Genomic DNA, 13,572 nt, shown 5'->3' with positions numbered 1-13,572 from the left:
GGAAAAGTGCGATGAATCAATTTGCGATTCTGTACGGAGATCGATTTATCAGGCCAACCTGGTAAAAGCACGGCCTGCCTCAGGGCAGGCCGTTACCGGCCCGCACACAAAAAAACTGACAGTCCCCCCTGCTATCGGGGGCAAGCCCCCTCCCACATTGTCAGTCTTCTACCGGGGGATTCAATTTGATCCGCCGATTCTCCTGATACCAATGCAGCGCAATCAGCAGCAGCGTCGGTACGCCCAGCATGCAGGTGATCAGGAAGAAGTTGTGATAGCCGAACTTCTCTACCATCACCCCTGAATACCCGCCGATCAGGCGTGGCAGCAACAGCATGATCGAGCTGAGCAGCGCATATTGGGTCGCGGAAAACTTGAGGTTGGTCAGGCTCGACAGGTAGGCAACGAAGGCCGAAGTGGCCAGGCCCGAGCTGAAGTTATCCAGGGAGATGGTGAAGATCAGCATCTGCAGGTCCGGGCCCATGTCGGCGAGCATCACGAACAGCAGGTTGGTGCCGGCCGACGCGATACCGCCGATAAACAGGATGGGCAGGATGCCGAAGCGCACGATCAGCAGGCCGCCCATGCCGGCGCCGAGCAGCGTCATGATCAGGCCGAAGATCTTGCTGACCCCGGCGATCTGGTCCTTGGTGAAGCCCTGGTCAATGTAGAACACGTTGGCCATCACGCCCATCACCGTGTCGGACATGCGATACGTCGCGATCAGGCCCAGCAGCAGCAGCGCCTGCCAGCGGTAGCGCAGGATAAAGTCGTTGACCGGCGTGAGCACCGGCGCCAGGCCCCGACGGCCCATCGCCGACAGGCACAGCGCGGTGAGGGTCACGTAGAGGATGGCGCGCAGGAACGCGCGGTCTTCCATCAGCAGGTCCCACAGGCTGACGCCGTGAAACAGCACGCTGGCAAAATCGGTGTTGTACAGCTGGGTAAACATCGCGGGCACGGAAACCAGCAGCACGATCAGCACAAACACAGAGACCAGCTGATGCACAAAACTGTAGCGCCCGGCCTGCAGTTGGGTCCGCAGTGGCACATTCGGTTCGCGCATAAAAAGGGTGGTCAGCAGTGCCGGGATCATCAACACGCCGAACAGCACGTAGGTGCCCGTCCACGCCGAGTGTTTATAGTTGAAACCGGTGGAGCCGAAGCCTTCGGCAAAAAACAGTGCGCCGGCCGTGGCCAGCAGGGCAGCGATGCGGTAGCCGGACATATAGCTGGCGGCCAGTGCGGCCTGGCGGCTGTCGTCGGCGATTTCCAGGCGATAGGCGTCGACTGCGATGTCCTGGGTGGCGGAAGCGAAGGCGACGACTACGGCAATGGCGATCAGCCAGGACAGATGTTTCTGAGGGTCGCAGAACCCCATGCCGATCAATCCGAGGATCACCAGCGACTGGGCAAGCACCAGCCAGGAACGACGACGTCCGAGTTTACCGAGCAGCGGCAGGCGCCATTGGTCGAGCAGCGGCGACCAGACCCACTTGAAGGCGTATGCCAGGCCGATCAGGCTCGCATAGCCGATGGTCTCGCGGGCCACACCGGCCTCACGCAACCACACCGAAAGCGTCGAGAACACCAACATGTAAGGCAAGCCGGCGGCAAAACCGAGCAACAACAGTACTAACGTCGAGGGGCTGGCATAGGCGGCGAGCGCGGCGCGCCAGGTTTTACGGGGCATGGGCTGGAGTCTGCCTCAGATTCACGGAAACAAAGCGCGCACTCTAACCGCTGTGCTCTACCGGGCGCCAGCCATGGCGCTGAATATCCACGCGATTGTTGCGCACTGTGACGCCTTCTTCGCGCAAACGCGCCCGTTGCTCGTCGCCCGAGGCAGTCCCCGCCGGCAGACTTATCCGACCACCGGCACCCAGCACGCGGTGCCAAGGCAGCTTGCTGCCCTCGGGCAACTGACTCAGCGTACGCCCTACAAAGCGCGCCGCGCGCCCCAGGCCCGCCAGCTGGGCCAGCTCGCCGTAGCTCACGACGCAACCTTCGGGTACCTGCGCCAGGGTCAGGTACAGCGCGGTGCGGCGTATTTCAGCGGGGCTTTGGGGTTTTTCGGTCGATAAGTGTTCTGTAGGCATCTTTTGTAAGAAAAGTCTGTAATGGTACTGTTGAGAATTGAACTCAACATAAATCCTTGAGTCAGTCCTAGCTATCTAACACGATAATCGCCTTCTTTCGCCAACCTTGAGCTCACTATTCGCTTATGTTGTCCAGAACCCTGCTGTGCCTCGCTGTTTTCAGCGCCTCCACGCCCTTGCTGGCCGATACCGTCTGGTTGAAGAACGGTGACCGCCTGACCGGCAAGATCAAGGTCTTCGACGGTGGCAAGTTGCTGATCCAGACCGATTACGCAGGTGCCATCCCTGTGGACTGGAAACAGGTGAAAACCCTGGAAAGCGACCAGGAGCTGCTGGTCAAGCAGGACGCCTACACCGGCGAAAAGGCCAAGTCCCTCAAGGCGGCGGACGATGGCAAGGTGGTCCTGGCCAATGGCGAAGCACCCAAGACCGTGGACTTGGCGAGCATCCAGCAGATCCTCAAGCCCAAGCCGATTATTGAAGACCTGGTGTGGAAGGGTAATGTCGACGTGGCGCTGGACTATAAGCGCGCCGACAAAGACACCAATGACTACGACGTTGATTTCAAGACCACCGCACGTCATGGCCAATGGCGCCATACCGGGCAGGGCGAATACAACCGCGAGTTCCAGGATGACGTCACCACCACCGACAACTGGGCCCTGGAATATGACCTGGACCGGTTCATCACCGAACATTGGTTCTGGCAGGGCCGCCTGACCTACAAGCGCGACAAGGTTGAAGATCTGTCGCGCCAACGCACCGTCGGTACCGGCCCGGGCTACCAGTTCTGGGATGATGAGCTGGGCGCGTTCTCGCTCGGTTCGCTGATCAACCGCACCGATTACGAATACGCCGACGGCGGCAAGGACAACTTCTATTCCCTGGCCATGAAGTGGAACTACAACCGCTACCTGGTGGGCAAGACCGTGGAATTCTTCACCAACGGCGAGCTGGGCAAACCACTCTCCGGGCCGGCCGCGTACTCCCTCGATTCGGAAATCGGCCTGCGCTACAAGGTCACCGAGTGGGCTTCGCTCAACCTCAAGGCCGAGCGCGACATTATCAGCGGCGATTCGGAGAGCAGCCTGAGCAAGACCCGCTACACCGCAGGCTTTGGCGTGGCCTGGTAACCCGGCCTGACAAAACCCGCTTGGCAACCTGCGCGTATAGTGATTACCTTGTGTTGAGATCCATTCCCATATGCCATGGGCGGCGGAATACCCGAGGAGTCATACGTTGAGCGCGCACGTTGCCAAGAACGCCCGAGAGCTGTTGCTCAAGGAATACCGTGGGGCTCTCTCCACATTGTCCAAAGCCATGCCCGGGTTTCCCTTTGGCTCGGTCGTGCCTTACTGCCTGGACGAGCAGGGCCGCCCGCTGATCCTGATCAGCCGCATCGCCCAACACACCCATAACCTGCAAAAAGACCCCAAGTGCTCGCTGCTGGTAGGTGAGCGTGAAGCGGATGATGTGCAGGCAGTCGGGCGCCTGACCTACCTGGCCGAAGCCGAGAAACTGGAGGATGGCGCAGCCATCGAGGCCGCGGCCGAGCGCTACTACCGTTACTTCCCTGATTCGGCCAACTACCACAAGGCCCACGATTTCGATTTCTGGGTGCTCAAGCCGGTACGTCACCGTTACATCGGCGGGTTTGGCGCAATTCATTGGATTGATCAACTGACCCTGGCCAACCCCTTCGCCGGCAAGGCCGAACGCAGCATGATCGAACACATGAACAGCGACCACGCCAAGGCCATCGCGCATTACGTCGAACTGGGCGGCTTGCCCAGCCACGAGCCGGCGCAACTGGCCGGTATCGACAGTGAAGGCATGCACTTGCGTATCGGCCAATCCCTGCATTGGCTGCCCTTTGCAGCGTCTTGCAACACGCCGACACAAGTACGTGAAGCCCTGGTTTCATTGGCCCACGCTGAGGTCTGGCCGAAAAAAGAGCCCGCTGACGCTTGAATTCACGAAACGGCGACGTCATCTAAGGTGGACTGGCAAGGCATTCTTGCGTTGAGGAACCATTTGATGCGCCCTTTTTTATTGCTCTTTCTGCTGTTCCCGGTGTTGGAGCTGTTCGTGTTTGTTCAAGTCAGCAGTGCGATCGGGTTTTTCCCGGCCCTGCTGCTGATTATTCTCGGCTCGATGCTCGGCGTTCTGGTGCTGCGTGTCGCCGGCTTGGCCACCGCCCTGCGTGCCCGTGAAAGCCTGAACCGCGGTGAACTGCCTGCGCAGACCATGCTTGAAGGCCTGATGATGGCTTTGGCGGGCGGCCTGTTGATCCTGCCGGGTTTTATCAGCGACGTGGTTGGCCTGGTGATGTTGCTGCCGGTGACTCGCAAGCTGCTGGCCGGCAAGATGCGCCAGCGTGCCGAAGAGGCCGCGATTCGCCAGCGTGCGTTTGCCGATGACCTGCAACCCCGTGGCGGCCCGGCCCCGCGTCAGCCGTTGGGACGTGAAGGTGACGTGATCGAAGGTGAGTTCGAACATCGCGACAATAAATAACCGCTTCACTGACACGGCACCCTAGGGTGCCGTGTTGCTTTTGGGGCCGGAAGTCGCAAAAAAAATCATCCCCGGCCCCTTGTAATAACCTCATGCGCCCTTATGTAACGGTCACCGCAAGGTTTCTGGTGGCGACACCAGACAGACTTCCGCGTTTCGCTCAGCGAACCGCGACCGGCACCGCCGGATTAAACCTGCCGGTACTGACACCGGCCGATGAAAAACACAATTAGGAGAGATCGACAATGAGCAAGCTTCGTCCTCTGCACGACCGCGTCGTAATCCGTCGCAGCGAAGAAGAAAAGAAAACCGCTGGCGGTATCGTTCTGCCAGGTTCGGCTGCTGAAAAAGCCAACCACGGTGTGATCGTCGCTGCAGGCCCAGGCAAGACTCTAGAAAACGGTGAAGTGCGTGCGCTGGCCGTTAAAGTCGGTGACAAGGTTGTATTCGGTCCTTACTCCGGCAGCAACACTGTGAAAGTCGACGGCGAAGACCTGCTGGTCATGGCTGAGAACGAGATTCTCGCTGTACTGGAAGGCTGATTTTCCCCGCCCATTTTCCCGTTACTACAAAGTATTTAAGGAATATCGATCATGGCTGCTAAAGAAGTTAAATTCGGCGATTCCGCCCGCAAGAAAATGCTCACCGGTGTCAACGTCCTGGCTGACGCAGTAAAAGCGACCCTGGGCCCGAAAGGCCGTAACGTGATCATCGAGAAGAGCTTCGGCGCTCCGACCATCACCAAGGACGGCGTTTCCGTAGCAAAAGAAATCGAACTGGAAGACCGTTTCGAAAACATGGGCGCGCAGCTGGTCAAAGACGTTGCCTCCCGTGCCAACGATGACGCAGGCGACGGCACCACCACCGCTACCGTGCTGGCTCAGGCAATCGTCAACGAAGGCTACAAAGCCGTCGCTGCCGGCATGAACCCTATGGACCTGAAGCGCGGCATCGACAAGGCGACCATCGCTATCGTTGCCGAGCTGAAAAACCTGTCCAAGCCATGCGCTGACACCAAGGCTATCGCTCAGGTTGGCACTATCTCCGCCAACTCCGACAGCTCCATCGGCGACATCATTGCCGAAGCCATGGAAAAAGTCGGTAAAGAAGGCGTGATCACCGTTGAAGAAGGCACTGGCCTGGAAAACGAACTGTCGGTTGTAGAAGGCATGCAGTTCGACCGTGGCTACCTGTCCCCGTACTTCGTCAACAAGCCAGAAACCATGGTTGCCGAGCTGGACAGCCCGCTGATCCTGCTGGTCGACAAAAAGATCTCGAACATCCGCGAAATGCTGCCAGTGCTGGAAGCCGTTGCCAAAGCCGGCCGCCCACTGCTGATCGTTTCCGAAGACGTTGAAGGCGAAGCCCTGGCGACGCTGGTTGTGAACAACATGCGTGGCATCGTTAAAGTCGCAGCCGTCAAGGCTCCAGGCTTCGGCGACCGTCGCAAGGCCATGCTGCAGGACATCGCTGTGCTGACTGGCGGTACCGTTATCTCCGAAGAGATCGGCCTGAGCCTGGAAAGCGCCACCCTGGAAAACCTGGGCAGCGCCAAGCGCGTGACCATCTCCAAGGAAAACACCATCATCGTTGACGGTGCTGGCGTTGAGCAGGACATCCAGGCTCGCATCACCCAGATCCGTGCCCAGGTTGCCGAAACGTCTTCGGACTACGACCGTGAAAAACTGCAAGAGCGTCTGGCCAAGCTGTCCGGCGGCGTTGCAGTGATCAAGGTTGGCGCTGGTTCCGAAGTAGAAATGAAAGAGAAGAAAGCCCGCGTTGAAGACGCCCTGCACGCAACTCGTGCAGCCGTTGAAGAAGGCGTGGTACCTGGCGGTGGCGTTGCGCTGATCCGTGCCCTGGAAGCCCTGACCGGCCTGACCGGCGACAACGCTGACCAGAACGTCGGTATTGCCGTACTGCGTCGCGCTGTTGAAGCACCGCTGCGTCAGATCGCTGCCAACTCCGGCGACGAGCCAAGCGTTGTGGTCAACGAAGTCAAGAACGGCAAAGGTAACTACGGTTACAACGCCGCGACTGGCGAATACGGCGACATGATCGAAATGGGCATCCTGGACCCTACCAAGGTGACTCGTTCCGCGCTGCAAGCAGCATCCTCCATCGGCGGCCTGATCCTGACCACCGAAGCTGCGATCGCTGATGCACCGAAGAAAGAAAGCTCGGCTGGTGGCGGTATGCCAGACATGGGCGGCATGGGTGGCATGGGCGGCATGATGTAAGCCAGCCTTACCCGGCTACTGAAAAAGCCCCGCTTGCAGTGATGCAGGCGGGGCTTTTTTATTCGATTTTTCAGCGGATGTCCGAAGCGGGCATGACTGAGCAAACAGGTTTGCCGCGTTGTCCACAGGTCTAGCCACAGCGCGCCGTCTCGGGCAGGAGTTATAAAATAGATGTTTCACCTTATGTTCAGCTTGCCTTGCATCTACGTAATCGTCCGGTTTATCTGGCCAATGCCGTGGGCACGAGCGGCCAAAATTGTGGTTGTGCTGCTGTTCATCCTCGCCTCGCAATATCACCTTTACGCGCGTTTCTCCTCCGGCAGCGTGTTCTCCCCGGAGTTTCCGCGTGGCGTGGTGATGCTCTTCAATTGGGCCTTCGGTGCGATTCTGTTAATCGCAGTGCTGCAGATTATTGTCGACCTGGGGACGTTGCTGGCCATGTTGATCAAGCGGCGAAGGCTGACCATTCCAACGGGCCTTCGTTATGGCCTTGGCGCTGCTGCAGTGGTGTTGTCAGCCGTCGGTGTTCAGCAGGCGGTACGCGTCCCACCCGTCAAGGATGTCGAGTTCGCGATCAAGAATCTGCCCGAGCAATTTGAGGGGTACACCGTTCTACAGCTCACTGACTTGCACATCAGTCGTCTGTTCAACGCGCCGTGGACGCGCGCGGTGGTGAGCGAGTCAAACGCCCTGGGTGTCGATCTGATCGTGGTGACCGGAGATTTGATCGACGGCTCAGTCGCCAATCGGACCCTGGATATTGCTGCGCTGCGTGATCTGCACGCACCGGATGGCGTGTATGTGATTCCTGGCAATCACGAGTATTTTTTCGACAATCAAGCCTGGATGCAGCACTTCAAGTCGCTTGGCATGATCCCCCTCGCCAACAGCCATACGCTGATCGAGCGCAACGGGACGAAGCTAGTCCTGGCCGGCGTTACGGATGTCACCGCACCCAGAACCGGCTTCCCGCCGCCGGACCTCAAACAGGCGTTGGCGGGGGCGCCGAAAGACGTGCCTATTATCCTGCTGGACCATCAACCCCGAAACGCGCGTGATGCCGCCAGCCAAGGTGTGGCACTGCAGCTTTCCGGCCATACCCACGGTGGCATGATCCTCGGTATCGACAGGATCATTGCGCTGGCCAACGCAGGGTTTGTGTCCGGGCTATATGACGTCAGCGGCATGCAACTCTACGTCAACAATGGCACCGCCCTATGGCCCGGATTTGCCCTGCGCCTTGGCAGGCCTGCGGAGCTGACACGCATCACGCTCCGGCGAGCGTCGGACGCCAGCTAGCCGCGAGTCGGATACCGATGTGAGGGGATTTTCGGCCTGACACCGTAGTGAATATGTGAAGCTATAGTGAAAAACTCGTTCGACAATTCAATCAGTTGAAAACCTTTATCAGCGGGCTTTTCAGCTCTATCCCTGAGTCACACTTGGCCTTAAGCTGCGCGAGCCATCACGGCCGTTACCGCGTACGGAGACACTGCCCATGCGAATTTTATTGGTTGAAGACAACCGCGATATTCTGGCCAACCTGGCGGATTACCTGGGGCTGAAAGGCTATACCGTGGACTGTGCGCAGGACGGCTTGTCGGGCTTGCACCTGGCTGCCACCGAACATTACGACTTGATCGTGCTCGACATCATGCTGCCTGGCATCGATGGCTACACCCTGTGCAAACGCCTGCGCGAAGATGCGCGCCGTGACACGCCGGTGATCATGCTCACCGCCCGCGACCAGTTGGATGACCGGCTGCAGGGCTTCAAGTCCGGCGCCGATGACTACCTGCTCAAGCCCTTTGCCCTCTCCGAGTTGGCCGCGCGCATCGAAGCCGTACTGCGTCGCGCCCAGGGCGGTGGTCGCCGTGCGCTGCAAGTCGGTGACCTGAGCTACGACCTCGACACTCTGGAAGTGACCCGTGAAGGCCGCCTGCTCAAGCTCAACCCGGTCGGCCTGAAACTGCTGGCGGTGCTGATGCAGAAGAGCCCGCACGTGCTGCGCCGGGAAATCCTCGAAGAAGCCTTGTGGGGCGATGACTGCCCCGACAGCGACAGCCTGCGCAGCCATGTGCACCAACTGCGTCAAGTGATCGACAAGCCGTTCGCCAAGCCATTGCTGCAAACGGTGCACGGTGTCGGTTATCGCTTGGCCGAGGGCCGAGATGGAGTTTAAGCAAAGCCTTGCCCAACGGATCATCATCGCCTTTGCTTTGATGAGCGCGTTGGTGGCGGGCGCCTTCGCGATGGGCATTGTCGCGACCGTGCACCTGGTGGAAGAGAAGTTGATCTCGGCGGGCCTGGGCGGCGACTTGCAACGCCTGCTGCTGATGGACACCGTCGAGGACTGGCGGCACCGTCCCGAGCCGGACCAGCTGTTTTACTTCAGTGGCGGCCCTGGCGACTTCGAATTGCCCAAGGACCTGCGCCATCTGGAGCCGGGCTTCCATGAAGTGTTCCGTGAGGCGCTGTCGTACCACGCCATGGTCGAAGTGGTCGACGGTCGGCGCTACGTGCTGTTGCAGGATCAAAGCGACTTCGAAGAACGTGAGCGCGTGCTGTTCGCCGTGGTACTGGTGGGCTTTGTGCTGAGCCTGGCGCTGGCGGTGTTCCTCGGTTGGGTGCTGGCCCGCAAGGTAATGGCGCCGGTGGTACGCCTGGCTCGTCAGGTGCGTCACCGCGACCAGTTGCTGGGCCTTGCGCCGCCGCTGGCACCAGACTATGCGGCCGACGAAGTGGGTGAACTGGCGGTGGCGTTTGACGCCACGCTGGGGCGCTTGCGCCAGGCATTGTCCCGTGAGCAGTTGTTTACCAGCGATGTCAGCCACGAATTGCGCACGCCGTTGATGGTGCTGGCCAGCTCCTGCGAACTGCTGCTGGAAAACCCGGCCATCGATCAGCGCGGGCGCAACCAGGTCGAACGCATCGCGCGTGCCTGTGAAGAAATGCGTGAACTGGTGCAAACCTTTCTGATGCTCGCCCGTGCCGAACACGACGACGGCACCATGTCGCCCCAGGTCAACCTGGAGCAGGTCGCCGATGACCTGCTCGGCATCTGGCGCGAGCCTATCGAACGCAAAGGCCTGGAGCTGATCTATCAGCCGGGTAGCCCGCTGGATACGCGCTACAACGCGACCTTCCTGCATGCGGTGATGGGTAACCTGCTGCGCAATGCCCTGCATTACACCGAGCAGGGTTTCATCCGCCTGACCCTGGAACCCAGCGGTTTTGTGGTGGAGGACACCGGCGTGGGCATCCCCGAAGACAAGCGTGAGGCCATGTTCGAGCCCTTTGTACGCGGTAACGAGAAACGCGGTGACGGGCTGGGCCTGGGCTTGTCGCTGGTGCAACGTATCTGCGAGAACCAGGGTTGGAGCGTCAGCCTGAGCACCATGGAGCCGAATGGCTGCCGCTTTCATGTCGAACTCAGTCAGGTCAAAGGCTGACGCCTGGCTCTACCGCTATCCTGCCGAAGTACCCCGTACTTCGGCGAAGATGGCCCGATGCTATTGCTTGTTTCTGTAAAGTCTTGAAATGTATGAGATTGGACAGGACAAGTTTTTCACAACGGGTTGACCAGTTGATCACAGGAGGGTGCTTAAGGTTGTAGGCATCAGCTACTGGAGATCCGTTGATGTCTTCCCCTATCAAGCTTGAATTTTCCGAAAAGTACGACGATCAGCACGCCCACGAATATTTGCTCAAGCATCAGGACAATCTGGCTCGCCGGTTGTCCCACAAACGCGATGAGCAATTGGCCCGCGGCGCGTTGGCGATGGCCGGTGAGCCCAGCCTGGTGCTGGACCTGCCGTGCGGTGCCGGGCGTTTCTGGCCACTGCTGGCGGAAAAACCTAATCGCGTGATTATTGGTGCCGACAATTCGGCGTCGATGTTGAAGGTGGCTACGCTTGCCCAACCCGCGGATGTAGTGAAACGGGTACGGCCCTTGCAGACATCAGCGTTCGATATCGATTTACCGGATAACTCGGTCGACAGCATTTTTTGTATGCGCCTGTTGCACCACATCGGTGACCCGGCACATCGGCTGACGATATTGCGGGAGTTTCAACGGGTTACCCGTGACAGCGTGATTGTTTCGCTTTGGGTGGACGGCAATTTCAAAGCGTGGAAACGCAAGCGGCTCGAAGGAAAGCGCCGCGAAAACGGTGAGCAGGAAGGTTACCAAAATAGATTTGTGTTACCGGCTGCTACTGTGGAAGCAGAATTTGAGCAGGCCGGCTTTCGTGTCCAGGAATCCCTGGACTTCATACCGCTCTACGCCATGTGGCGAGTGTATGTATTGCGCAAGAGGTAGCAGGATGGCAGTTGAGTGCGTAGCAGGCGGTCACATAGCTCCCGAAGAACGATTTGATTATTTCTGGCGCCAGCAAGGCGAGTGGGTTGAAGAGCCCAATCGCCGGCGTGGGGGTGAGAGTGGTGTACAGCGGATCATGAGCGACAATGGCCGCTTGCTTTACAGCAAGCGCCAGACCGGCCATATCTACCGCAGTTGGTTGCACCCATTCGGCCGCCCGACTGTGCTGCGCGAGCGTGATGCCCTCAAGGGCCTGCGCCTGTTGGATGTACGCGTGCCGGAAATGGTCTTTTGCGAGGCGCGCCGCGACCCGGAGCACCGCTGGAAGGCATTGCTGGTGACCGCTTCCCTCGACGGCTTCGATGAAATTGAAAAATGGTACGCCGCGGGTGGCCGTGAGCAATACGGCGAGTTGGTGCATGAGCGCGTACTCAAGGAACTGGCCGGCACCCTGGCACGTATGCACAAGGGGCGTTGGCAGCATGGTTGCCTGTACATCAAGCATATTTTCGTGCGGGTAACGGGTGAGGGCGACTCGGCCAATGTGGAAGTGGCGTTGCTGGATTTCGAGAAATGCCGCCAGCGTTTGACCGCTTATCGGGCGGCGTCCCATGACATGCTGCAGCTGCGTCGCCATTCGTCGTGGAACAGTACCGATTGGGAAAAACTCAGCTACTTTTACCAGACGGCGTTTGGCAGCGCTATCAAGGGTTTAACCAAATGAAGCTAGAAATAGCACGAGGTTTGTTCCTGGTCGGGGCGATGGGCGTTGCAGCCCTTGCCTTGGCCGCCTGGGAGCAACCTCGCACACAAGTGCTCAGCGCGGTGCAAGGTGGCGGGCAATGCCTGCTGCCTCGCGTGGCCAAGGCGAGTGTGGCGGTCAAGCCTGATCATGAGTTGTTGTTGTTCATGTTTGGGATGTCGCAAGGGATGAGGCCGCAGAGTTGAAACGATTTGGATGTGTGGAAAAGGGCCTTGCGATGCGGGGCCCTTTTTTTTTGGCTGAGTTTTTGTTTGGGGTGGGGGCATATCCGTTGCTGCGGTAACGGCGGCCTATGGTTCCACTCTTACAGCCATCCCTTTCAAGGTCTTGGTTTAAAATCCCCCAAAACTTCAGTCAGGGTGACGAAACTATGTGGGATGCAGTTCTCGAAAGGTTTGAAAGAAAAACACCTGCCAGCGTCATGGCTAAGCTGGTGCTAGAGCAGGCCGTTCCAGCTCAGTGGGTGGACCAGGTCTTTGCAGATTACCGTCAGCGTCAATATCCACGTGAGCTGCTGTTCTCCACCATCGTTGAACTGATGTCCCTTGTTTCGCTGGGCCTGAGGCCCTCTTTACATGCTGCAGCGAAGCAAATGGATGAACTGCCCGTGACCATTGCAGCACTCTACGACAAGATAAACCGAACGGAGCCCGAGCTGCTTCGGGCACTGGTCTCAGGCAGCGCGGAGCGTTTATCCCCTACGTTAGAAACACTGGGCTGCACATCAATTTTACCCGGCTGGCAATTGCGCATTGTCGACGGTAACCACCTCCCGTCCACAGAAAAGCGTTTAAGCCCGCTGCGGTGCGAGCGCGCAGCTGCTCGCCCTGGATTCTCTGTGGTTGTCTACGACCCGGATCTTGATTTGGTCGTTGACCTTCAGCCTTGTGAGGATGCCTACGCCAGTGAGCGTGTGAGTGTTCTGCCTTTGCTAAAAAATGCTCGTATGGGGCAGCTCTGGATGGCTGATCGGCTTTATTGCACGCTGCCTGTTTTGCAGGCTTGTGAGCAAACAGGTGCGTCATTCATCGTTCGCGAACCCAGCAAGCACCCGACGATGTTAGAACAAGGTAGTTGGCAGGCATGCGGAGTAATTGAAAGTGGTGCGGTGCGCGAACAAATCATTGAAGTGAAAAACGGTCGGCGCTGGCGCCGTGTTGAGTTGAGTCTGCAAACACCGACTGACTCTGGCGACTCAGTGATGTGGTTCTGGAGCAATTTGCCCGAAACGGTCAGCGCCCGGCAGATTGCTGAACTGTACCGGCGTCGCTGGAGTATCGAAGGTATGTTCCAACGCTTGGAATCAGTGCTGGACAGTGAAATTTCAAGTCTGGGAAATCCCAAAGCAGCCTTGCTGGGCTTCGCATCGGCGGTTCTGGCGTACAACGTTTTATCTGTGCTCAAGCGTAGCGTTGAGCAGGCACATCGAGCTACACAGCCCCCAGATTGGGAAGCTTCAATCTTCCACTTGGCAGTACAAGTTCGTAGTGGCTACGAAGGGATGCTGATCGCTGTGCCAGCGGAAAACTTCCCAGTTGAACAGACTCCGCGAGGACTTGCAGAGCGGCTGTTGGGACTGGCGAGGTTAATCAAAGCGAAGCAAGTTTCCAAAAGCACCCGCGGCCCTAAAAAACC

14 protein-coding genes are annotated in these 13,572 nt (G+C 58.6%); 12 read left to right on the top strand and 2 right to left on the bottom strand.

Annotated features, from left to right (window positions below; translation table 11 throughout):
• Nucleotides 1-160: 160 nt before the first annotated feature.
• Both WBR57_RS07600 and WBR57_RS07595 read right to left on the bottom strand, forming a co-directional pair.
• Nucleotides 161-1,693 (bottom strand): AmpG family muropeptide MFS transporter, encoded by a 1,533-nt coding sequence (locus tag WBR57_RS07600; RefSeq protein ID WP_424083307.1) that lies wholly within the window; start codon nt 1,691-1,693, stop codon nt 161-163.
• 43 nt (nt 1,694-1,736) lie between these two features.
• On the bottom strand, nt 1,737-2,099 hold the full coding sequence (locus WBR57_RS07595; RefSeq protein ID WP_424083306.1) for an MGMT family protein: 363 nt from the start codon (nt 2,097-2,099) through the stop codon (nt 1,737-1,739).
• Between the two features lie 125 nt (nt 2,100-2,224).
• Between WBR57_RS07595 and WBR57_RS07590 the strand changes: the two genes are divergently transcribed.
• From WBR57_RS07590 to WBR57_RS07535, 12 genes are all read left to right on the top strand, one after another.
• Nucleotides 2,225-3,232: a DUF481 domain-containing protein gene (locus tag WBR57_RS07590; protein WP_424083305.1), complete on the top strand. Its 1,008-nt coding sequence runs from the start codon at nt 2,225-2,227 to the stop codon at nt 3,230-3,232.
• Between the two features lie 106 nt (nt 3,233-3,338).
• Complete coding sequence (locus WBR57_RS07585; protein ID WP_424083304.1) at nt 3,339-4,070, top strand: HugZ family protein; 732 nt, start codon at nt 3,339-3,341, stop codon at nt 4,068-4,070.
• Nucleotides 4,071-4,136: 66 nt separating this feature from the next.
• The gene (locus WBR57_RS07580) at nt 4,137-4,613 is read left to right on the top strand and encodes an FxsA family protein (protein ID WP_186690459.1); all 477 of its coding nucleotides are present in this window, start codon (nt 4,137-4,139) and stop codon (nt 4,611-4,613) included.
• A 245-nt stretch (nt 4,614-4,858) separates the two neighbouring features.
• Nucleotides 4,859-5,155 carry a co-chaperone GroES gene (locus tag WBR57_RS07575; RefSeq protein WP_017846112.1) on the top strand — a complete coding sequence of 99 codons (297 nt, stop codon included), beginning with the start codon at nt 4,859-4,861 and terminating at the stop codon, nt 5,153-5,155.
• Nucleotides 5,156-5,206: 51 nt separating this feature from the next.
• The gene (gene groL, locus WBR57_RS07570; protein WP_424083303.1) at nt 5,207-6,853 is read left to right on the top strand and encodes a chaperonin GroEL; all 1,647 of its coding nucleotides are present in this window, start codon (nt 5,207-5,209) and stop codon (nt 6,851-6,853) included.
• A gap of 171 nt (nt 6,854-7,024) precedes the next feature.
• Nucleotides 7,025-8,152: a metallophosphoesterase gene (locus tag WBR57_RS07565; protein WP_424083302.1), complete on the top strand. Its 1,128-nt coding sequence runs from the start codon at nt 7,025-7,027 to the stop codon at nt 8,150-8,152.
• A gap of 199 nt (nt 8,153-8,351) precedes the next feature.
• Nucleotides 8,352-9,035: a two-component system response regulator ColR gene (gene colR, locus WBR57_RS07560; RefSeq protein ID WP_003175870.1), complete on the top strand. Its 684-nt coding sequence runs from the start codon at nt 8,352-8,354 to the stop codon at nt 9,033-9,035.
• Nucleotides 9,025-10,305, top strand: coding sequence for a sensor histidine kinase (locus WBR57_RS07555; protein WP_424083301.1), 1,281 nt, complete (start codon nt 9,025-9,027; stop codon nt 10,303-10,305). The genes colR and WBR57_RS07555 overlap by 11 nt, the downstream gene beginning before the upstream one ends.
• Nucleotides 10,306-10,493: 188 nt before the next feature.
• On the top strand, nt 10,494-11,174 hold the full coding sequence (locus WBR57_RS07550) for a class I SAM-dependent methyltransferase (protein WP_424083300.1): 681 nt from the start codon (nt 10,494-10,496) through the stop codon (nt 11,172-11,174).
• 4 nt (nt 11,175-11,178) lie between these two features.
• Complete coding sequence (locus WBR57_RS07545; protein WP_424083299.1) at nt 11,179-11,898, top strand: lipopolysaccharide kinase InaA family protein; 720 nt, start codon at nt 11,179-11,181, stop codon at nt 11,896-11,898.
• Nucleotides 11,895-12,122 carry a hypothetical protein gene (locus WBR57_RS07540; protein WP_065908738.1) on the top strand — a complete coding sequence of 76 codons (228 nt, stop codon included), beginning with the start codon at nt 11,895-11,897 and terminating at the stop codon, nt 12,120-12,122. The genes WBR57_RS07545 and WBR57_RS07540 overlap by 4 nt, the downstream gene beginning before the upstream one ends.
• A 236-nt stretch (nt 12,123-12,358) precedes the next feature.
• The coding region (locus WBR57_RS07535) for an IS4 family transposase (protein WP_424083308.1) at nt 12,359-13,572 on the top strand (1,214 nt) is incomplete at its 3' end.

It is taken from the genome of Pseudomonas sp. (genome assembly GCF_049590575.1).
Taxonomy (GTDB): Bacteria; Pseudomonadota; Gammaproteobacteria; order Pseudomonadales; family Pseudomonadaceae; genus Aquipseudomonas.
This window is presented reverse-complemented; position numbering and strand designations above follow the sequence as displayed.

Excerpts from the sequence above, each read along its gene's own strand:
- WBR57_RS07600 (WP_424083307.1), bottom strand. The coding sequence starts at position 1,693 with ATGCCCCGTAAAACCTGGCGCGCCGCGCTCGCCGCCTATGCCAGCCCC.
- WBR57_RS07555 (WP_424083301.1), top strand. The coding sequence starts at position 9,025 with ATGGAGTTTAAGCAAAGCCTTGCCCAACGGATCATCATCGCCTTTGCT.
- WBR57_RS07540 (WP_065908738.1), top strand. The coding sequence starts at position 11,895 with ATGAAGCTAGAAATAGCACGAGGTTTGTTCCTGGTCGGGGCGATGGGC.
- WBR57_RS07580 (WP_186690459.1), top strand. The coding sequence starts at position 4,137 with ATGCGCCCTTTTTTATTGCTCTTTCTGCTGTTCCCGGTGTTGGAGCTG.
- WBR57_RS07575 (WP_017846112.1), top strand. The coding sequence starts at position 4,859 with ATGAGCAAGCTTCGTCCTCTGCACGACCGCGTCGTAATCCGTCGCAGC.
- WBR57_RS07545 (WP_424083299.1), top strand. The coding sequence starts at position 11,179 with ATGGCAGTTGAGTGCGTAGCAGGCGGTCACATAGCTCCCGAAGAACGA.
- WBR57_RS07550 (WP_424083300.1), top strand. The coding sequence starts at position 10,494 with ATGTCTTCCCCTATCAAGCTTGAATTTTCCGAAAAGTACGACGATCAG.
- colR (WP_003175870.1), top strand. The coding sequence starts at position 8,352 with ATGCGAATTTTATTGGTTGAAGACAACCGCGATATTCTGGCCAACCTG.
- WBR57_RS07595 (WP_424083306.1), bottom strand. The coding sequence starts at position 2,099 with ATGCCTACAGAACACTTATCGACCGAAAAACCCCAAAGCCCCGCTGAA.
- WBR57_RS07565 (WP_424083302.1), top strand. The coding sequence starts at position 7,025 with ATGTTTCACCTTATGTTCAGCTTGCCTTGCATCTACGTAATCGTCCGG.
- WBR57_RS07590 (WP_424083305.1), top strand. The coding sequence starts at position 2,225 with ATGTTGTCCAGAACCCTGCTGTGCCTCGCTGTTTTCAGCGCCTCCACG.
- groL (WP_424083303.1), top strand. The coding sequence starts at position 5,207 with ATGGCTGCTAAAGAAGTTAAATTCGGCGATTCCGCCCGCAAGAAAATG.